Genomic DNA, 20,624 nt, shown 5'->3' on the forward strand with positions numbered 1-20,624 from the left:
CAATCAATATGAAACCGATTCTTTTATTCAGTTTTGCTCTGGCTCTGCTGGCTTGCAGCGGCAATGAGAACGACTTTGATGCTACCGGAACATTTGAATCTACCGAAATAATCGTTTCTTCGGAGGCGAACGGAAAGATTATGGAACTGAACTTGCAGGAAGGTGACCGGCTCGAAGCCGGGGCCGTACTGGGCTATGTGGACAGTACGCAGCTTTATCTCCGGAAAAAGCAGCTCGAAGCAGGCCTCCGTAGTGTGGACATCCGGAAACCGGATATCCGCAAACAGATTGCTTCCCTCGAACAGCAGATTGCCGTCGCCCGGAGCGAACAGCAGCGTATGGAGAACCTGGTAAAAGCAAAAGCCGGCAACCAGAAACAGGTCGATGACATCGTCAACAACATCAAGGTGCTGCAAAAACAGCTGGATGCACAATATTCGACCTTGCATAAAACGACAGGAGGGGCGGATGCCGAAGCGGAAAGTATCGTCTACCAGATCATGCAGCTGGATGACCAGTTGCAGAAAAGCCGCATCGTCAACCCGAAGTCTGGCACTGTCCTTATGAAATATGCCGAACCCGGTGAAGTCACGGCAGCCGGCAAGCCTCTTTATAAGATAGCCGACACCGATCTGTTGTATCTCCGTGCTTATCCTACAGCCGAACAACTTACGAAATTGAAGATCGGCGGTGGGGTGCGTGTCTTTGTTGATTTCGGTGAAAAGGAACAAAGGGAATATCCCGGTACGCTCACCTGGATTTCCGAAAAGTCGGAATTTACCCCGAAAGGTATCCAGACCAAAGACGAACGCGCCAATCTTGTCTATGCTGTCAAGATCGCGGTCAAGAACGACGGTTACTTAAAAATTGGGCAGTATGGAGAAGTGAGGTTTAATGAATAATGAATAATTAATAATGAAACTGGTTTATGCTTGTATTCTAATTATTAATTATCAAATGTTTTACTCATGAAGGATATTGTTGTACAGGAAGTGAATAAGGCTTACGGCGAGGTACAGGCTTTGCAGGATATCTCGTTGCATATCGACGAAGGAGAGCTTTTCGGGCTGATCGGACCGGACGGGGCGGGTAAGACGTCGCTGTTCAGGATACTGACCACTCTGTTGCTGGCGGATAGCGGTACGGCGTCGGTCTGCGGACTGGATGTCGTACGCGATTATAAAGAGATCCGGTGGCGGGTAGGGTATATGCCGGGACGCTTCTCCCTTTATCAGGATCTGACGGTGGAAGAGAACCTGAACTTCTTTGCTACCGTGTTCAATACGACTGTCCGGGAAAACTATGACCTGATCCGTGACATATATGTCCAGATCGAACCCTTCAGGGAACGGAAAGCCGGGAAGCTCTCCGGCGGGATGAAGCAGAAGTTGGCGCTGAGCTGTGCACTGATCCATCGGCCCGACGTTCTTTTCTTAGACGAACCGACGACAGGTGTCGATCCCGTTTCGCGTGTGGAGTTTTGGGATATGCTGGACCGGTTGAAAAGGCAGGGGATTACGATCCTGGTTTCGACACCCTATATGGACGAGGCTTCCCGTTGCGACCGTATTGCCTTGATGCGTAACGGACGATGCTTGTCGGTCGATACGCCGGAAGGCATCCGTAGTACGTTCGATAACTATCTGTATGCGATCCGGTCGGCTTCGATGTATAAACTGTTGCTCGATCTCAGGACATACCCGGATGCGGATTCCTGTTTCTCTTTCGGGGATGCCCATCATTTCTCCATCTCGAGGGATGTGGTGGACAAGGAGGGGGAAATGTCCTTCCGTAACCGCTTGCGCACCTTTTTGGAAGCCCAAGGGCATACGGAAATCGGTATTGAGCGGATAAAACCTGGTATTGAGGACTGTTTTATAGATAAAATATTTGCAAGATGAATGTAATAGAAACAGATCAACTAACGAAATGCTTCGGTTCCTTTACCGCCGTCGACCATATCAGTTTCACGGTAGGCGAGGGGGAGATTTTCGGTTTCTTGGGGGCGAACGGAGCTGGCAAGACGACAGCCATGCGTATGTTGTGCGGTCTTTCGACACCGACCTCCGGGATGGGAAAAGTTGCCGGTTTCGATATTTATAAGGAAACGGAACAGATCAAACGGCATATCGGCTATATGAGCCAGAAGTTTTCTCTCTACAGCGACCTGAAGGTCTGGGAGAATATCCGTTTGTACGGCGGGATCTACGGCCTGTCGGAAAAGCAGTTGAAAGCGAAGACGGACGAACTGCTCCGGGCTCTTGACCTGGAGAACGAACGGAACACTCTGGTCGATGCCCTGCCGTTGGGCTGGAAACAGAAGCTGGCTTTCTCGGTCGCCATCATCCACGAACCCCGGATCGTTTTCCTGGATGAACCGACCGGAGGTGTCGATCCCGTCACCCGCCGCCAGTTCTGGGAACTGATCTACCAGGCTGCCGGGCGTGGTATTACAGTCTTTGTCACTACCCACTATATGGACGAGGCGGAGTATTGCAACCGTGTCTCCATCATGGTAGACGGTAAGATAGAGGCTTTGGATAGTCCTTCCGCCCTCAAATCGTCTTTCAAGGCTGGTAATATGAATGAGGTCTTCTATACGTTGGCGAGGGGAAGTTGGGTATGAAAGAATTAAAAAATGAAAGAATTAAAGAATGAAAGATGATGGAGAGTTGGGGAGCTTTTGTTAGAAAGGAATTTATCCACATCTTCCGTGACAAGCGGACGATGATGATCTTGCTGTTGATGCCTATTGTCCTGATCGTCCTTTTCGGCTATGCCATCACGACGGAGGTCAAGCGTGTGCCTATCGCAATCCTGGATCAGAGCCGGGACGAGGTGACGCAGAAGATGATTTCCCATTTTGCCGCCAGCGAGTATTTCGAACTCTATAAGATGATCGATAGCGAAGAAGAAGGCCAGGTCCTTTTCCGCCAGGGAAAAATCAGGATGGCTTTAATAGTGGAAAGTGGAAAGGTGAAAGGTGAAAGTGAAATCCAGTTATTAGTCGACGCGACCGATCCGAACGAAGCGACGCAGCTATCTGCATATGCTACGCAGATAGCAGTTGAAAGTGGAAAGTTGAAAGTTGAAAGTGAAAATGCAAATAGCGACGCGAAGCAACTTTCACCTTTCACCTTTCACCTTTCAACTGGCAAAGGAATTGTGCCAACAATTTCTTTGCTCTACAACCCCCAAATGAAAGGCGCGTACAACTTCGTGCCCGGTGTCATGGGACTGATTCTGATTCTGATCTGTGCCATGATGACCTCCGTCGGGATTGTGAAGGAGAAAGAGATCGGGACGATGGAAGTGCTTCTTGTCTCTCCGATGAAACCGGTCTATATCATTCTGGCCAAAGCGACTCCCTATTTGTTGCTGAGCTTGGTGAATATCGCTACTATTCTGGCTTTGTCGTATTTCCTGCTGGATGTGCCGATTAATGGCAGCCTGTCCCTGTTGGTGTGCGTATCTGTCCTCTACGCTTTGGTAGCGTTGTGCCTGGGACTGCTGATCTCGACGATAGCCGACACCCAGCAGGCCGCCATGCTGATCAGTGCTGTTGTCCTGATGCTCCCTATCATATTGCTGAGCGGGATGATGTTCCCGATCGAGAATATGCCGGTGATCCTGCAAGTCATTTCCAATATCGTACCGGCCAAATGGTATATCATCGCCGTGAAAGATATCATGATAAAGGGTCTGGGCTTCGGTTCCGTCCTGCAGGAAGTAGGCGTATTGGTCCTGATGGCAGTCGTGCTGATAGGACTAAGTGTGAAACGTTTTAAAATACGATTATAATGAGGATGCTGAAATATTTGTTGGAGAAGGAGTTCAAGCAGATCAAACGGGACCGTTTCCTGCCCCGTATCATCTTCCTGTTGCCGGTCATACAACTGATGGTCCTTCCTTTTGCCGCTAATTTCGAGATGCGGAATATCAATCTGAGTATTGTCGACAACGACCATACTGTCCTTTCCCGGAGGCTGACAGAGAAAGTTCTTTCTTCCGGCTACTTCCGTCTGGCGGATGTTTCGCCCCGCTATGACGAGGCTTTAGCTTCCATCGAAAGCAACGCCGCCGATATCATCCTCGAAATCCCGTCCCGTTTTGAAGAACGGTTGGGGCGGGAGGGAACGGCCGAGCTTCTGATTGCCGCCAATGCAGTGAACGGGACGAAGGGGGGAATCGGCAGTTCCTACCTCGCGTCCATCATCCAGGATTTCAATCAGGAGAAGAGTCTTTTGCCCGTATCGGCCGGAGAGGGCGGAATCCGTGTCACGAACCTGTTCAACCCGCATCTGAATTATAAGAACTATATGGTTCCTGGTATCATGGCCTTCCTGCTGACGCTTATCGGAGGTTTCCTTTCCGCCCTGAACATCGTGAGCGAAAAGGAGAAAGGAACGATCGAACAGATCAACGTGACACCTGTCCCGAAAGCTCTGTTCCTGCTCTCCAAGCTGATACCGTTTTGGGTGATCGGTCTTATCCTGCTCACGATAGGCGCCTGTATTGCCTGGCTTGTCTACGGGTTGTTGCCGGTGGGCAATATGGGGATCATCTATTTGTTTGCGGCCGTCTACCTGATAGCGTTTACCGGCTTCGGTCTGGCGATCTCGTCCGTCTCGTCCACCCAGCAGCAGGCGATGTTCACGGCTTTCTTCTTTATGATCATTTTTGTCCTCCTGAGCGGTATGTTCACACCGGTCAGCAGTATGCCGGTCTGGGCGCAGGAACTGACACGTATCAATCCGCTCCGCTATTTAGTCGAAGTGATGCGGATGGTTTATCTGAAAGGCAGCACTTTGTCAGACCTCACCGGGCACTTCATTGCCGTTTGCCTGTTTGCTGTGTTCTTTAACATATTGGCTATCGTCAGCTACAAGAAGAGTTGAAAGTTGAAAGGTGAAAGTTGAAAGTTGCTTTGCGTTGCTATTTTCACTTTCACCTTTCACCTTTCAACTATAATGTGTTTTACGACATACTTAACTAATTTTTACAAACATCCTGCCTTCGTTTCTTCTCACTCTTTTATATTTGATTCAAATCTGAAACAATATTTCAAATATGGAAAGCGTTATTCCAAATATGGAAAAAGCAGAAGAGAACTACAAGGTTCCGAATCTCGAAAAAGGGATCGCTGTACTTGAGTACTTGTCGCTTCACACCCAGGGTGAGACGCTTCAGGATATCAAGTCCGCCCTTGATATTTCGCAGACCACGGCCTACCGTATTTTAAATACGTTGGTCCGTCTGGATTATTTGATTTATAATGAAGATACAAAACGGTACAAGTTATCCCGTAAATTGCTAACTTTGGGATTCAGATCACTGAACGAACACAATTTGTTGGAAACTGTTTTGCCTCGTTTACGCGATTTGCGCGATCAGGTAAAAGAGACGGCATGCTTCGGCGTGCTGGGAGACCGGAAAGGTATCTTTATCGAGCAGGCACAGGGACATCATACGTTCCGTTTTATCCTCTCGCCGGGGAAACCTTTCGATTTGCATTGTTCGGCTCCGGGAAAGGCGATCATGGCGTATCTGCCGAATACAGTCCGGGACCGGTATTTGTCTTATATGGAATTTACACGCTACAACGCCCGGACTATTACTACACGTGACGCTTATCTGGAGGAACTTGAAAGAGTCCGGAAATTGGGCTATGCTATGGATAACGAGGAAGAGTTGAACGGTGTGATTTGCATCGGGGCGCCTATCTTTAATTATACGGGTTATCCCTGCGGGGCAATCTGGATCTCAGGTCCGAAGGACCGACTGTCGAAAGAGGTCGTACGGGCTTCGGCAGACTGTATAAGGAAAGTGGCCCAGACGATTTCTCTTGAGTTGGGATATAGTAAAGCAAAAAAAATATAATATACCATGAACACACGAAAATACATGTTTAAAAACTCACTGGTGGCTTGTTTTGCCTGCTGTTGCCTCTCCTTTGCTTCAGCAGGCAACCCACCATTCTTCCCGACAGATGTCGTGACGAATGCCAAAGGTGAGTTGTTGATGACGGATAAGGGGGTAAAGCGGGTTGATGTTTTTTCGCCTGATGGTAAGACATTGCTGCGCTCTTTCCCGATGGACGAGCCGCCTACCGGTATCCTTGTGGATGGCGATAAGGCGTATGTGACTACATTCGGGACGACAGGCCATTTACAGATCCTGTCGCTCGAATCGGGAAGGGTAGAGGCTTCCATTCCGACCGGTTCGGGAGCATGCCATCCGATGTTCGGTCCGGACAAGAAGCATATATATGTATGTAACCAGTTCCAGACCACGATCTCCGAAATCGATCCGGTGGCCCGTAAGGTGATGCGTACGGTGAAGGTGTTGCGCGAACCGAAGTCCGCCGTGTTCAGCAAGGACGGCAAATATATGTTTGTCACGAACTTCCTCCCTGCACAGCGGGCTGATCTCGATTATGTGGCCGCTTGTGTCTCCGTCATCGAAATGGATGGTTTCACGAAGGTGAAGGACATCCAGTTGGCAAACGGAAGCAACGCCCTCCGCGGAATCTGTATAACGCCCGACGGCAAATATATATATGTATCTCATAACTTAGGGCGTTTCACCGTTCCTACTTCTCAGTTGCAGCAGGGATGGATGAACACGAGTGCTTTCAGTGTGATCGATGTCGACAAGCAGGAGTTCCTGGGAGCCATCGTCGTGGATGAGCCCGAACGGGGTGCGGCCGGTATCTGGAGTATTGCCTGTAACGAAGAGTCTGTCTTCATCTCCCATTCGGGAACACACGAGGTCAGCGTGATCGACCATAAGGCGATGTTGGAGAAGTTCCTGAACTATCCCAATAAGGCGGTGTTGGATTACGACCTGACTTTCTTATACGGCCTTCGCGAACGTATCCCGCTGGAGGGGAACGGTCCTCGTAATATGATCCTGAACGGTGATAAGCTGATTATCCCGACTTACTTTGCCGATGTCCTGAACATAATGGATATCAATACGAACGAAGTGACGTCGGTCGAACTGAATCCCGGACGCGAAGAAACGGCTGAAAACAAGGGCGAACGCTACTTCAACGATGCTTCGCACTGCTTCCAGAACTGGCAGAGCTGTAACGGCTGCCATCCGGGAGATGCCCGGACGGACGGTATGAACTGGGATTTGATGAACGACGGTGTCGGCAACTCCAAGAACTGCAAGAGCATGCTCTTTAGCCATGTGACTCCTCCCAACATGATTTCCGGTATCCGTGAACATGCAGAACGGGCTGTGCGGGCCGGCTTTAACTTTATCCAGTTTTATGATGTTTCCGAAGAAGATGCCGTTTGTGTGGATGCCTACATGAAATCACTTCGTCCCGTGCCCAGTCCTTACTTGGTGAACGGCGAGTTGTCTGATTTGGCAAAGGAAGGGCAGAAGGTTTTCGAAAAGTTGAAATGCGGGGAATGCCATAGCGGTGTCTACTATACGGATATGAAATACCACCGTATCGGTGAAGATATAGAGTTCGAAAAAGGTTGGGATACTCCGACTTTGCGTGAGGTGTGGCGTACGGCTCCTTATTTGTTCGACGGACGTGCCGCTACCATGAAAGAGGTGTTCAGTGTCCATAAGCACGGCATCGAGAAAAAAGTCTCAGAGAAAGATATCGAAGCATTAACCGAATATGTGAACTCTTTATGAATTATTGCGATAAAATACATTATAATATCTATACGACCGGGCTGGCTACCTTTGGTGAGATGGTAGACGCCCTGCTGGCACAGTTGCCTGGGGACGAGCAGATCCTCCGTCTGGCATTCTTCGGCATGCCGAGCGACAACGAGCAATATGTCTCCCGTCGTATCATGCTGCGCGAGAAGATCCGTAAATCCTACGGGAATCATGAACCGGTTCTGAGCTACGTTTCACAGCCTCCTCTGAATGCCGGATTGATCCTGGAGGTCCATAGCTACAAAGCGAACGAAGACGATCATATCACCTTCCGCCGTCATGGTGGTTTCCCGTATGTCATGCTGGAAAATGCCGACGGCCGTTTCCTCTTTGCCGGAGGTTTCCACGGAGATGTGATAAACTTCGGTATCCAGCAACAGTCTGCCGAGGTGTTCCATATGATGGGAGAGGTGATGCGCCGGGAAGGTTTCCCCATAAACAGCATCATCCGCCAGTGGAACTATATCGAGCAGATCACCCGCTTCGACGGGCCTGACCAGCATTACCAGATGTTCAACAACGCCCGCGCCGATTTCTATGGAAAGACGGACTGGAACAACGGTTATCCGGCTGCTACCGGTATCGGAGCCAACTTGGGTGGTATCCTGGTCGACTTGGATGCAGCCGTATTCGCCCGCCCCGAATGTTACGCCACACCGATCGACAATAAGTTGCAGATAGCTGCCCATGCCTATTCGGACCAGGTCCTCGAAGCTGCCCAGCAGAAGAAGGCGACACCTAAGTTCGAACGGGCCAAGAGCATGACTTTCGATGGCCGTCGGATCGTCTACATTTCCGGTACGGCCGCTATCCGCGGAGAAGAAAGCCTGGTAGGGGTAGGACTCGGACGCCAGCTCCATATCACGATGGAAAACATCGATCAGCTGATCGGTAAAGCGAAGCTGAAAATGCTGCGTGTCTATCTGAAAGAGAAATCCTTCTATGAGGAAGCACGCGAACTGCTGGAAGGATATAATTTGAATATCCCCATATCTTATATGTGGGCGGACGTTTGCCGGGATGAGTTATTGATCGAAATAGAAGGGATCGCCATCGAATAAACGTTTCATGGGCATGAAACAAAAGTTTCCTCGGCATGAAACAAAAGTTTCCTCGGCATGAAACAGTCGTTTCACCTTATGGAAACAAAAGTTTCTTCGGCAGGGAATAGGTAAGGAACAAATAGTACTAACTAAATAAACAAGAGAAAAAAATGAAAAAGAATCTTATGAAATCAGCCGTTATGGGAGCCCTTCTGCTTTCTATGGCTGCCTGTACCGGCAAAACATCTACTGGCGAAGCTACCTGTTGCGCAGCGGCAGGCGAAGGACAATGTACCGAACAGTGCGGAAGCAACTGCAAGAATGAATGTAACAACAATGCTAACTGTAAAATTAATAAAGAAATGAAGTATTCAAAGAAGTACACAAATGCCGATTTCTACAAAGACGGCAAGTTCCAACAGGATGTTGCTATGGAAGCAATGAAAGACATGTTCGCTTTCTATGGTGTTCCTTTCACCGAATTGATGGCTAAGGACATGTGGGTGACTGACTTCGGTCTGGGCGATTTTGAAAACGTAGGTATGGGAGGTATTTTCTGGATCAACGATCCTGAATACGGCTACTTCGCTCATGCGATCTACCTGCTTCCGGGACAGATGATCCCCGAACATGCGCATGTAAAGACTAAATTTCCGGCTAAACATGAATCCTGGATGGTTGAAAAGGGATGGGTCTATAACTTCTCTGAAATTGGCGACGAGACTCCGAACGCCCCTGCTATCCCCGCTACCCACGGTGCGATCAAGAGCAAAAACTTTGTCGTACAGAATGTAGGTGATGTTCTCCGCCTGAAAAAGCTGGAATCGTTCCACTTTATGATGGCTGGTCCTGAAGGTGCTATTGTTGATGAATGGGCATGCTACCACGATAATGACGGCTTGCGCTTCACCAATACGAAAGCTGCGTTATAATAAGTAATACCACCTTATAATTTATTACATGAACAAATACTATTTATTAGTATCACTCCTTCTGTCTTCTTCTGTTATGGTATCCGCCGGACCCAAGCAGAAGAAGGCGGAAACGTGGATTGATGCTTCTGTCAAAGCTAAAACGGAATTACAGGCAAAGCTGAAGAAATCCGGAATGCCCGTCATCTCTACCTGGGTGAAGCATAAGGCGAAAGCCGAACCTTTCGTGGTAGACTTGAAAGGTGTGGATAAGCTGGTGCTTGTAACGGCCGGAGGTCCTGACGGTACGGATTATGACCAGGCTGTATGGGCAAACGCCCGTTTGATCAAGGCCGATGGTACGGCCGTATGGTTGGACGAAGTTCCTTATGAATATGGTGTTGCGGGTTGGGCGAAGCCTAAGATGAACACAAATGCCTACGATCATGAGATCGTGATCGCCGGAAAGGAATACAAGCACGGTGTGTTCTGTCATGCGAACGGTACGTTAGTATATCCGGTGGGGGGCCAGTATGTCCGTTTCGAAGCCGAAGTCGGTATCGACGATACTTCAAGCGGCGGAAGCGTGTTCTTCCAAGCATTGAATACGGTTCCGAACTTTGTGGCGGAAGAACTGAACAACAAGTATCCGGAAGAAATCGGTATGCTGGGCGCTGTACTGGACGGCCTGGATACCTGGCTGATCACCCCGGATGCCTCGGTTGAAAAGCAGGCTGCGGATAATGCGATCGCCCGGTTGAAGGACGGTGCCTACTATTCGAATGTGGCAAAACAGATCGCAAATGAGAAAGACCTCAATACCCAGATTCGCAAATATCTCGAGCTGGTGGAGAAAGTACAGGATCTGTACACGCTTCAGAGCGATCTGGAATGGCTGAACGTCGAGGCTGTCAAATTGGCTTTCGCCGATATGAAGAAGCAGAAAGGCTACGACGCCGCCAAATACGAACCGATGCTGAACGAACTGGTACAGCTCGAAAAGAAAGGTTTCAAAGGTATCTACAACGGTGACGAACAGGCCATCGCCGATGCCAAGAAAGCATTGGAATGCAAACGTGCCATCTTGCTGGCAAACCCCTTGCTGGATGCCGACAAGATCGTGGCCGCCCGCTTCAAGGTCGGTTCGAAGGCACACCAGATCATGACTCCCTCTTTGGGAACCCAGGCGAATAACTGGAGTAACCAGGAATCTGCCGGTCGTGAAGGCTTTGATGCCGAGATCGTCGAACTCTCCAACCTGCGTGGCGATATACAGATGCGTCAGGTCTACAAACCGAAGAACGGTTCTTCCATCGCCGACCTGAAGCTACATTGGGACGGCGACCGCGTGATGTTCACACAGACACAGGACGACAAGCGTTGGAACGTGTTTGAAGTGAAGCTGGATGGAACAGGCTTCAAGCCACTTGTGGAAAACGACGAGCCGGATCTGGAGTTCTACGATGGTACTTACTTGCCTGACGGTCGTGTGATCGCTATCTCCAACATCGGTTACCAGGGTGTGCCCTGCGTAAACGGCGATGACGCTGTCGGCAATATGGTACTCTATAATCCGAAGGATAAGAGCATGCGCCGTCTGACATTCGACCAGGATGCCAACTGGAATCCGGTCATCATGAATAACGGTCGTGTGATGTACACCCGCTGGGAGTACACCGACCTGACTCACTATTATTCCCGTATCGTCATGCATATGAATCCGGACGGAACGGAAAACAAAGCCCTCTACGGTAGCGGCGCGATGTTCCCGAACAGTACGTTCGACATACAGCCGTTGCCCGGTCACGGTTCGGCGTTTGTCGGAATCATCTCCGGTCACCATGGTGTGGCACGTTCAGGCCGTATGATCATCTTCGATCCGACCAAGGGACGTAAGAGCACAGCCGGTATGGTACAGGAAATCCCTCACCGCAACCGTCCGATCAAGGAAGAGATTAAAGATGAGTTAGTAAACGGTGTCTGGCCGCAGTTCATCAAACCGACTCCGCTGAACGACAAATACTTCCTGGTTGCAGCCAAGTTAGATCCGCATGCTTTGTGGGGACTTTACCTGGTGGACGTTTACGACAACGTGACCTGTCTGATGCAGGCAGAAGGCGAAGGCTATATCAGCCCGATCCTGGTGCGTGAAACAAAGACTCCTCCGTCTATTCCCGACCGTGTGAAACTGAATGAAAAGGAAGCGACCTTCTTTATCCAGGACATCTACGAAGGAGAGGGGTTGAAGGGTATTCCTCGCGGAACGGTCAAGTCACTGCGTCTGCATGCTTACGAATATGCGTATGTGAAGACTCGCTCCGACCATAACTGGCACGGAATCCAGTCCGGTTGGGATATCAAACGTATGTTGGGTACGGTTCCTGTCGAAGAAGACGGTTCCGTGATCTTCAAAGCTCCGGCCAACACTCCGATATCCATCCAGCCTTTGGACAAAGACGGCGTGGCTATCCAGTGGATGCGTAGCTGGGTGACCGGTCAGCCCGGTGAAGTGGTTTCCTGTATCGGTTGCCACGAAGACCAGAACCAGATCGCGATCCCGAAGCGTGTGATTGCTTCGCAGAAAGCTCCGTCTGCTTTGACGTTGCCCGAAGGTGGCACCCGTTCTTTCACGTTCGATCTGGAAGTGCAGCCGATCCTGGATCGCGCTTGTATCGCCTGTCATAACGGTGAAGGAAAAGCGTTCGACTTGCGTGGTGGTAAGAAAGATGATAGGGGCTATGGTACTTCCTACCTGAACCTGCATCCGTATGTGCACCGTCAGGGAGGTGAAGGCGATATGGTTGTTTTGCAGCCGTATGAATATCATCCGAACACGAGCGAACTCGTCCGCCTGTTGAAAAAAGGCCATCACAACGTGAAGCTGACCGACAAGGAATGGAAGACGCTTTACAACTGGATCGACTATAATGCTCCCGACAAAGGTTACTTCAACGCGAATGTCCTGACGATGCTTCCTTATAAAGGATTCGACCAGATCAAGCGTCGTAAGGAACTGACCGACAAATATGCGAACGGAGCCGGTGTCGATTGGAAGAAGGAAATCGCCGACTATGCCGACTATCTGAAGAAGCAAGGTCCGATCACCCCGGTAATGCCTGAAAAGGCTGCTCCTGTAAAGGAAAAGAACCTGAAGGTGAAAGGTTGGCCGTTCGGTTCCGACCGGATCAAGGAAATGCTGGCTAAGGAGAAGGAAACCCGTAAGGTGGTTGAAATCGCTCCGGGAGTGAAAGTCAATTTCGTCCGTATTCCGGCCGGTGAATTCGTGATGGGTAGCTACCGTGGCGAACCGGATGCTTATCCGACTGCCAAAGTGAAGATCGACAAAGCCTTCTGGATGGCCGAGCTGGAAACGACGAACGAACAGTTCAACGTTGTCTTCCCGGATCATGACAGTCGTTTCGTCGACCAGCAATGGAAAGACCACGTGGTTCAGGGATATCCGGCCAATAAACCGGAACAGCCTGTCATCCGTGTCAGCTACAACGATGCGATGGAATTCTGCCGGAAACTGAGCGAAAAGACTGGTCTCAAGATCACGCTTCCGACCGAAGCACAGTGGGAGTGGGCTTGTCGTGCCGGTAGCGACCAGGACTTCTGGTATGGCGACATGCACACGGATTTCGGCAAGAAGGACAACTTGGCAGACAAGACAACGCTGTTGTTTGCCGTTTACGGTGTGGACCCGCAGCCGATGGCGAAGACGAACCCGTGGTACAAATACTATACCTATCTTCCGAAAGAAGAGAGCGTAGACGACGGTAACCTGGTCCAGGTTGGCGGCAAGGCTTATGAAGCCAATCCGTTCGGTCTGTACAGCATGCACGGTAACGTAGCTGAATGGACCCGTTCCGACTATGTATCGTATCCGTATAATGAGAAGACGAAAGAGACATCCGAATACAAGGTGGCCCGCGGCGGTTCTTATATCGACCGTCCGAAGTATGCGGCTTCCCACACACGTAAGGCTTACTATCCGTACCAGCGTGTGTTCAATGTCGGTTTCCGTATGATCATTGAAGATTGATAATGAAGAGGTATAGATAATATCTATCAACTAATAGAGCGCACAGATGTGGCAGATTGCCACCGGTTATTTCATCAAACGATTAATCTGCGTACATTTGCCGCATCTGTGAACTCTAATAAAAAAGTAAATGAAAACAAATCTCGAAAGATTTTTCTCCTCCTTTGTAACGACGATCGTCCTGTTACTGATTTATGCCTTTGGCCTGGCCGTTGCCACTTTCATCGAAAAGTATCACGGTACAGCAGCAGCCAAAGCAATGGTGTATTATTCCCCCCTGTTTTTCCTGCTCCAATTCCTTTTAGTCGTTAATTTTATCGCGGCTACGATCAAACACCAATACCTCAAACGCGGCAAATGGGGACTGATGCTGACTCATTTCGCCTTTATCATCATCCTTCTCGGCGCCCTGACCTCTTTCCTTTTCGGCGAAGAAGGAATCCTGCATCTGCGTGAAGGGGAGACAAGCAACCAGATCGCTGTCCGCACTTCCGATAACACGACCTTTCATACCCTGCCTTTTTCCGTTGAACTGAAGAAATTCACCTTAACCCGCTATCCCGGTTCTGCCAGCCCCTCTTCTTACGAGAGCGAAGTGATCGTCCATGTGGACGGGGAGGACCGCGAGGAACGGATCTTTATGAATAACGTATTGGATGTAAAAGGCTATCGTTTCTTCCAGGCTTCTTATGACCAAGACGAACACGGTACCATCCTATCCGTCAACCGCGATGTGGCGGGACGGAACATCACTTACACCGGATATCTCTTGCTGGTCATCGGCTTGATCCTTTGTCTGGTCGGTAAGGACTCCCGCTTCATGCGTCAGAGTCGCCGCCTGAAAGAATTGCGCAAGGCGACCAACGTAACGGTCCTGTTGTTTGCGCTCCTTGCCGTTTCCCTGTCCGTAAATGCCGGCGAGAAGACTTCCCCGATGCTCGATGCCGTGCAGAAATACGCGGTGAGCCCGGAGCATGCCGCCCTCTTCGGCGCCCTTCCGATCCAGTCGGGTAGTGGCCGTATGATGCCGGTCAACACTTTCTCTTCGGAGATTCTTCGTAAGCTCCATAAATCGGAAAAGGTCGGCAAACTGAACTCCGACCAGTTCCTTTTAAGCCTCTTAGCCATGCCGGATATGTGGATGCGCGTTCCCTTTATCGCCCTGTCCAACCCCGAACTGGCTGCTTATTATGACCTGACGGACGGCGAATGTGCCTATATCCAGGTATTCGACAGCAACGGCAATTATAAATTGCAGGAGAAGTTGGAGGAAGCCTACAACAAGATGCCTGCCCAGCGGACCCGCTTCGACAAGGACTTGATGAAATTAGACGAGCAGTTGAACATCTTCCACCAATTGATCAACCACCAAATGCTGAACCTCTTTCCGAAAGAAGACGATCCGAATCATAAATGGTATGCACCCGGTGACGACCTCTCCGCCTTCAGCGGCAAGGACTCCATGTTCGTCTCCCGTATTCTCGACTGGTATTTGGGCGAGGTGCAGGAGGGCTTGAAGAGTGGCGATTGGGCGAAAGCTGATGAAGTGGTCGGCATGATTGGCACATACCAGCAAGCCAAGAACAAGACACTCGATATCAGCCCGAAGCGTATGCAGGCCGAATTGAAATATAATAAGATGGATGTCTTCCGCTATTGCAAGATCGGTTACCTGGTCTTAGGCGGACTGCTGTTGGTCCTTTCTTTCGTGATGCTGTTCCGCCGGAGTCGCTGGATGAAGGTCGTCTTATGGCTGTTGGGAATCGGTGTGCTGGTTGTCTTCCATTATCACATGTTCGGTATGGGGATGCGCTGGTATATCGGTGGCTATGCTCCTTGGAGCAACTCCTATGAGACGATGGTCTACGTGGGATGGGCGACTGTCCTTGCCGGCCTGTTGTTCGTGCGCCGCAGTACGATCACCTTCGCGCTGGCCACCCTGTTCGGCGGTATCATCCTCTTCGTCTCCGGCCTGAACTGGATGGACCCTGAGATCAATCCGCTCGTGCCGGTCTTGAAATCACCGTGGCTGATGTTCCATGTGGCGGTTATCGTTGCCGCTTACGGTTTCTTCGGCATCAGTTGCCTGATCGGGCTGACCAATATGGGGATGATGTCTGTTACCGGAAAAAAGAACGGGGATGTATTGAAGGCCCGTATCACCGAACTGAGCATTGTAAACGAGATGGCGTTGTGGGTGGGGCTTGCCCTGATGACCGTCGGTACTTTCCTCGGTGCTGTTTGGGCGAATGAGTCCTGGGGCCGTTATTGGGGCTGGGACCCGAAGGAGACGTGGGCATTGATCACGATGGTCGTCTATGCCGTAGTGACTCATCTCCACTTGGTGAAACGCTGGAATAGCCTCTGGCTGTTCAACCTGGCATCCGTGATTGCGTTCGCCTCCGTGCTGATGACTTTCTTCGGTGTCAATTATTTCCTGAGCGGAATGCATTCATACGGTCAAAATGATAATGTGCATGGAATATTCACCTATCTTTATATCGCCTTGGGGGGAGTCGTTGTCCTGGCTGTCCTTTCATACAGGAGAGGGAAGACGAAGGGGTGAAACATATATGTTTTGAAAACGAAGCACCGGTGTTTTGAATGCGAAACATATATGCTTTGAAGTAGAGAAAACAGATAACGAATAAAAATAGTACGAACACTTAAAATTAATTAGTCATGAGAACATTTAATCACGTCGGTATCGTAACGACAGAACAAGTAGAAGGGGCTATGTTTAACGAAGGCCTGAGTGTATGGTTGACAGACTATAGCAAAAGTCCGAACCGCATCGAATTCCTGAAGTTTGAAGAAGGCAGCTGCCTGCCCGAACTGGTACAGAAACAGGGACACATCGCCTATACGGTTCCTTCGCTGGAAGAAGAACTGAAAGGCAAGAAGGTGATCTTCGGTCCGGCTGTATGCGACGAACACCTGACGATCGCTTTCATTGAAGAAGAAGGTATTGCTATCGAAATCATGGAAATCAAATAACAACATTAATAACTTAAATAAAGGAGGAAAATACCATGTCAGACATGAAGACAAAATTCATAAATGATCCCGAACAGATAACACCCGAATTGTTGGAAGGTTATGTATTGGCATACCCGGACCAGGTTAAGTTAGGGGGAGAAAATATCGTCGTACGTGCCAACCCGAAGAGTGAAGACAAAGTGGCGATCGTGACGTTGGGCGGTTCCGGCCATGAACCAGCATTGAGCGGATTCGTAGGCGAAGGTATGCTGGACTGCTCCGTCGTAGGCGATGTGTTTGCCGCTCCCGGTGCACAGCGTCTGTTTCAGGCTTTGCAGCTGATGAAGCGTGAAGCCGGTATCCTGCTGGTTGTTCTGAACCATTCCGGCGACGTGATGAGTGCGAACATGGCTTGCCAGTTGGCGGAACGCGTAGGCATCAAGGTGAAACAAGTGCTGACTCACGATGATATCAGTGCCGGTATCGATGCCGACATCAACGATCGTCGTGGACTGGCCGGTTGCGTACCTTTGTATAAGATCTTGGGTGCCGCAGCCGAAGAAGGCAAGACACTTGACGAACTGGTCGAAATCGCTGAACGCTATAACAATAATGTTGCTACTTTGGCCGTTGCCATGCGCTCTTGTACGCATCCGCAGAACGGTGGTACGATCACCGACCTGCCCCAGGGCATCATGGAGATCGGTATGGGACAGCACGGTGAAGGCGGTGGCGGACAGAAACCGCTTGTGTCTGCCGACGATACGGCTGCCGAAATGGTAGACCTGCTTTGCCAGCAGCTCAAACCGAAAGCTGGCGACAAGATGATGCTTATCATCAACGGCGTAGGAGCGACTACCCATATGGAGCTGAATATCATTTTCCGTAAAGCCTACAAGGAACTGGAAGCCCGTGGCCTCCAGGTTGTCGTAAGCCGCATCCAGGAAATCCTGACCGTACAGGAACAGGCCGGTTTCCAGATGATCATGGCCATCCTCGACGAAGATCATATCGACTATCTGAAGAACAAACGTGCTGATGCACCTTACTGGACAACAATCGGTAAATAAACGAGATATGAAACAACTGACTATCGAAAACTTCAAGGCGATGCTCGACAACGCCTTGAAGAACATCAAAGAACGCGAAGACGAATTTTCTAAACTGGATGCCGTTATCGGTGACGGCGATCACGGACAGGCTATCGTGACAGCTATGTCCGCCATCGTGGCCACGGCTCAGAAAGGAACGGAGTTCAAGGCTATGCTGAACGACATGGGCTTCGACGTCATGTTGCAGGTGAGCGGTTCCACCAGTACGCTGCTGGGTGCTTTCTTCTTAGGTATGAGCGACCATGCTTCCGGAACGGAGCTGGATGCCGCCGGAGTGAAAGCGATGTTTGCCGGGGGCCTCGCCAATGTGCAGAAACAGACAAAGGCCCAAAAAGGCGACAAGACCATGATGGATGCCCTGATCCCGGCTGTGGAAGCGATCCAGGCATGTCCTTCGGACGACATCAAGGAAATCCTCGAAGCCGGAGCGAAAGCCGCCCTTGCCGGTGCTGCTTCGACCGTGGAAATGAAAGCCAACTTCGGTCGTGCGCGTAACTACGGCGAACGCTCCATCGGCTATGCCGACAGCGGTGCCACTTCTTGGAGCTGCATGTTCGAATCGTTCGCACAAGCACTGTAAAGATTTATGATTTATGATTTATGATTTATGCGTCGATAATAAATCATAAATCATAAATCATAAATCATAAGTCCCCAAATCATAAATTATAAATCATAAATCATAAATCAAAAAGCTATGGCAGATATGGATGGGTTCAGAGAAGCGAATAACTTTGGCTTCGGACAGACTTCCCAATTTGACAATTTTCATGTAAAAGGTGCGTCTAACTACTCTTGGGGTATGAAAGACCGCCTCTCTCGTATCTTCAACCCGAAAACAGGCCGTGCCGTCATGCTGGCATTCGACCACGGGTTTATCATGGGCCCGACTTCAGGTTTGGAACGTATCGACCTGAATATCGTTCCCCTCGTACAATATGCCGACTGTATCATGTGTACGCGCGGTATCTTGCAGACTTCTATTCCCGCCAACATCAACAAGCCTGTCTGCCTCCGTTCGGATGCCGGTTCGACGATTCTGACGGAATTGAACCGTAACGTCTTGATCGATATCGAAGATGCGATCCGTTACAATGCTTCGGCTATGGCTATCATGTTCTCTGCCGGCGACGGCGAACAGGAAGCTATCACGGCAGCTAACCTGGTGGAAGCTGTCGATATGGGTAACCGCTACGGCATCCCCGTCATGGGTGTGACGGCTGTCGGCAAACAGATGGCACGTGACTCCCGCTACTTCGCACTCGCATCACGCGTATGTGCCGAGAACGGTGCTTCTATCGTGAAGACTTACTACTGCGACGGTTTCGAAAAGGTAGCTGCCGCTTGTCCGGTCCCCGTTGTGATCGCCGGAGGTAAGAAACTGCCTGAAAAGGAAGCACTCGAACTCTGCTACAACGCCGTTAACGATGGTGCTGCCGGTGTCGATATGGGACGTAACGTTTTCCAAAGCGAAAACCCTGCCGCCATGATCCAGGCCGTACATGCTGTCGTACACGAAGGCTTGACACCGGAACAAGGTTTCGAAATGTTCCAAGATTTATCAAAGTGACGGTATGCATAAATTATTTACTTATCTCTGTTCCGCATTATTGCTGGTAACCGCCACCTCCTGCGAGAGGAAGACAGAAAAATTGCTGTTGGGTGGTTCCGGCTGGAACAAGATCGTGATCATCGATAAGAACACCAAGCAGGTAGAGTGGGAGCATCCCCTTGAAAAAGGCTGGGAGTGCAACTCGGCTGTAGCCACTCCCGACGGAAATATCCTCTTTGCTTATGCTAGAGGTGCGAAGCTGATCGACCGTAACCATCAGGAGATTTGGAATATTGCCGCTCCCGATACCTGCGAGATGCAGACTGCCCGCGTGTTGCCTGACGGCAACTACCTCTTGGGTTGGGTCGGTCATCCGGCTGTCATTATGGAGGTGAGTCCGAAGGGAGATATCCTGTCGCGTACCGAGTATGAGACAGGCATCGAAAATCCGCATGCCCAGTTCCGACAACTGAACAAGAATGCACGCGGTAACTACCTGATGCCCCTCTTTGCTACTTCCGACGTGCGCGAGATCTCTCCGCAAGGCGAAGTCGTGAAGATCACCCGTCTCGAAGGGACTCCCTTCACGACATTGGCGTTGGCGAACGGCAACCATTGGGTTGCCTGTGGTGACGGTCACTCCCTGATGGAGGTGAACCTCGATAACGGCGAAGTAGCCCGTCGTTACGGTGAGAACGATATCAAAGGTGTCCGCCTGTTCTTCGTGGCCGGCTTGCTTCCTGCAAAAGATGGTGGCCTGTACGTTTGCAACTGGCAGGGACATGACAAGAATGCCGTAGAGGCCAACAGTCCCCAGGTATTTGAAATAAACGATAAAGGTGAAGTAATCTGGAACCTGAACGACAACGAAAAGTTCGGTATGATTTCTACGATTAGCACGATAGAATAAGCCATCTTTATTTAGATCATAAAAGGGTATGTCATTCATTTGATATACCCTTTTTTATTGAACTCTTCCTATCTCCATTTTTCTGAAAAAGAGATTAAAACTATCAATCTCTGCTAAACTCCGTAAATATAAAATGACTAAAAAAAACGTACGTTTTTTTTAGTCATTTAGAGGGAGCAAATATACTTAAAATCTTTGAATCTCAAATATTCTTATTTGTTTTTTATTCTCCTGTCAGTCAAATACATCAAGGAATAGACCTGATACTCCCTGATAGTCAGCCATTAACAATATTTCATAAATTAAATGACTAAAAAAAACGTACGTTTTTTTTAGTCATTTAGAACACGCTTAATCTTCATATAATCAGATTGTTACGT

16 protein-coding genes are annotated in these 20,624 nt (G+C 49.7%); all 16 read left to right on the forward strand.

The genetic code is table 11. The features are described 5' to 3' along the window. The first annotated feature begins 8 nt into the window (after nucleotides 1–8). A complete protein-coding gene (locus NQ564_RS05380; RefSeq protein ID WP_008148384.1) occupies nucleotides 9–902 on the forward strand; it encodes an HlyD family secretion protein in 894 nt (297 codons plus the stop codon). Nucleotides 903–968: 66 nt separating this feature from the next. Then, nucleotides 969–1,901, forward strand: coding sequence for an ABC transporter ATP-binding protein (locus tag NQ564_RS05385; RefSeq protein ID WP_008148383.1), 933 nt, complete (start codon nucleotides 969–971; stop codon nucleotides 1,899–1,901). After that, nucleotides 1,898–2,626 carry an ABC transporter ATP-binding protein gene (locus NQ564_RS05390; protein ID WP_008148381.1) on the forward strand — a complete coding sequence of 243 codons (729 nt, stop codon included), beginning with the start codon at nucleotides 1,898–1,900 and terminating at the stop codon, nucleotides 2,624–2,626. Before NQ564_RS05385 ends, NQ564_RS05390 begins: the two co-directional genes overlap by 4 nt. A gap of 38 nt (nucleotides 2,627–2,664) precedes the next feature. Next, the gene (locus NQ564_RS05395) at nucleotides 2,665–3,801 is read left to right on the forward strand and encodes an ABC transporter permease (protein WP_039848134.1); all 1,137 of its coding nucleotides are present in this window, start codon (nucleotides 2,665–2,667) and stop codon (nucleotides 3,799–3,801) included. Nucleotides 3,802–3,806: 5 nt separating this feature from the next. After that, nucleotides 3,807–4,898: an ABC transporter permease gene (locus tag NQ564_RS05400; protein ID WP_036608518.1), complete on the forward strand. Its 1,092-nt coding sequence runs from the start codon at nucleotides 3,807–3,809 to the stop codon at nucleotides 4,896–4,898. A gap of 172 nt (nucleotides 4,899–5,070) precedes the next feature. Continuing rightward, complete coding sequence (locus NQ564_RS05405) at nucleotides 5,071–5,880, forward strand: IclR family transcriptional regulator (protein ID WP_008148377.1); 810 nt, start codon at nucleotides 5,071–5,073, stop codon at nucleotides 5,878–5,880. A gap of 6 nt (nucleotides 5,881–5,886) precedes the next feature. Further along, entirely contained in the window at nucleotides 5,887–7,662 is a 1,776-nt protein-coding gene (locus NQ564_RS05410) for a YncE family protein (RefSeq protein WP_008158024.1), read from the forward strand. Then, the gene (locus tag NQ564_RS05415; protein WP_008148371.1) at nucleotides 7,659–8,753 is read left to right on the forward strand and encodes a chorismate transformation enzyme, FkbO/Hyg5 family; all 1,095 of its coding nucleotides are present in this window, start codon (nucleotides 7,659–7,661) and stop codon (nucleotides 8,751–8,753) included. The genes NQ564_RS05410 and NQ564_RS05415 overlap by 4 nt, the downstream gene beginning before the upstream one ends. Before the next feature lie 152 nt (nucleotides 8,754–8,905). After that, the gene (locus tag NQ564_RS05420) at nucleotides 8,906–9,667 is read left to right on the forward strand and encodes a cupin domain-containing protein (RefSeq protein WP_008148370.1); all 762 of its coding nucleotides are present in this window, start codon (nucleotides 8,906–8,908) and stop codon (nucleotides 9,665–9,667) included. 28 nt (nucleotides 9,668–9,695) lie between these two features. Continuing rightward, complete coding sequence (locus NQ564_RS05425) at nucleotides 9,696–13,691, forward strand: SUMF1/EgtB/PvdO family nonheme iron enzyme (RefSeq protein WP_008158017.1); 3,996 nt, start codon at nucleotides 9,696–9,698, stop codon at nucleotides 13,689–13,691. A 130-nt stretch (nucleotides 13,692–13,821) separates the two neighbouring features. Further along, nucleotides 13,822–16,257 (forward strand): cytochrome c biogenesis protein CcsA, encoded by a 2,436-nt coding sequence (ccsA, locus tag NQ564_RS05430; RefSeq protein WP_008148367.1) that lies wholly within the window; start codon nucleotides 13,822–13,824, stop codon nucleotides 16,255–16,257. A 116-nt stretch (nucleotides 16,258–16,373) separates the two neighbouring features. Then, a complete protein-coding gene (locus NQ564_RS05435; protein ID WP_008148365.1) occupies nucleotides 16,374–16,688 on the forward strand; it encodes a hypothetical protein in 315 nt (104 codons plus the stop codon). Nucleotides 16,689–16,723: 35 nt separating this feature from the next. Beyond that, nucleotides 16,724–17,740, forward strand: a complete 1,017-nt coding sequence (locus tag NQ564_RS05440) for a dihydroxyacetone kinase subunit DhaK (RefSeq protein ID WP_008148363.1) — start codon at nucleotides 16,724–16,726, stop codon at nucleotides 17,738–17,740. Nucleotides 17,741–17,747: 7 nt separating this feature from the next. Beyond that, nucleotides 17,748–18,362 (forward strand): DAK2 domain-containing protein, encoded by a 615-nt coding sequence (locus tag NQ564_RS05445; protein WP_008158010.1) that lies wholly within the window; start codon nucleotides 17,748–17,750, stop codon nucleotides 18,360–18,362. Between the two features lie 117 nt (nucleotides 18,363–18,479). Next, entirely contained in the window at nucleotides 18,480–19,352 is an 873-nt protein-coding gene (gene lsrF / locus NQ564_RS05450) for a 3-hydroxy-5-phosphonooxypentane-2,4-dione thiolase (RefSeq protein ID WP_008148358.1), read from the forward strand. Nucleotides 19,353–19,356: 4 nt separating this feature from the next. Then, entirely contained in the window at nucleotides 19,357–20,244 is an 888-nt protein-coding gene (locus tag NQ564_RS05455; RefSeq protein WP_008148356.1) for a beta-propeller domain-containing protein, read from the forward strand. Nucleotides 20,245–20,624 lie beyond the last annotated feature (380 nt).

The organism is Parabacteroides johnsonii DSM 18315 (assembly GCF_025151045.1).
GTDB lineage: Bacteria > Bacteroidota > Bacteroidia > Bacteroidales > Tannerellaceae > Parabacteroides > Parabacteroides johnsonii.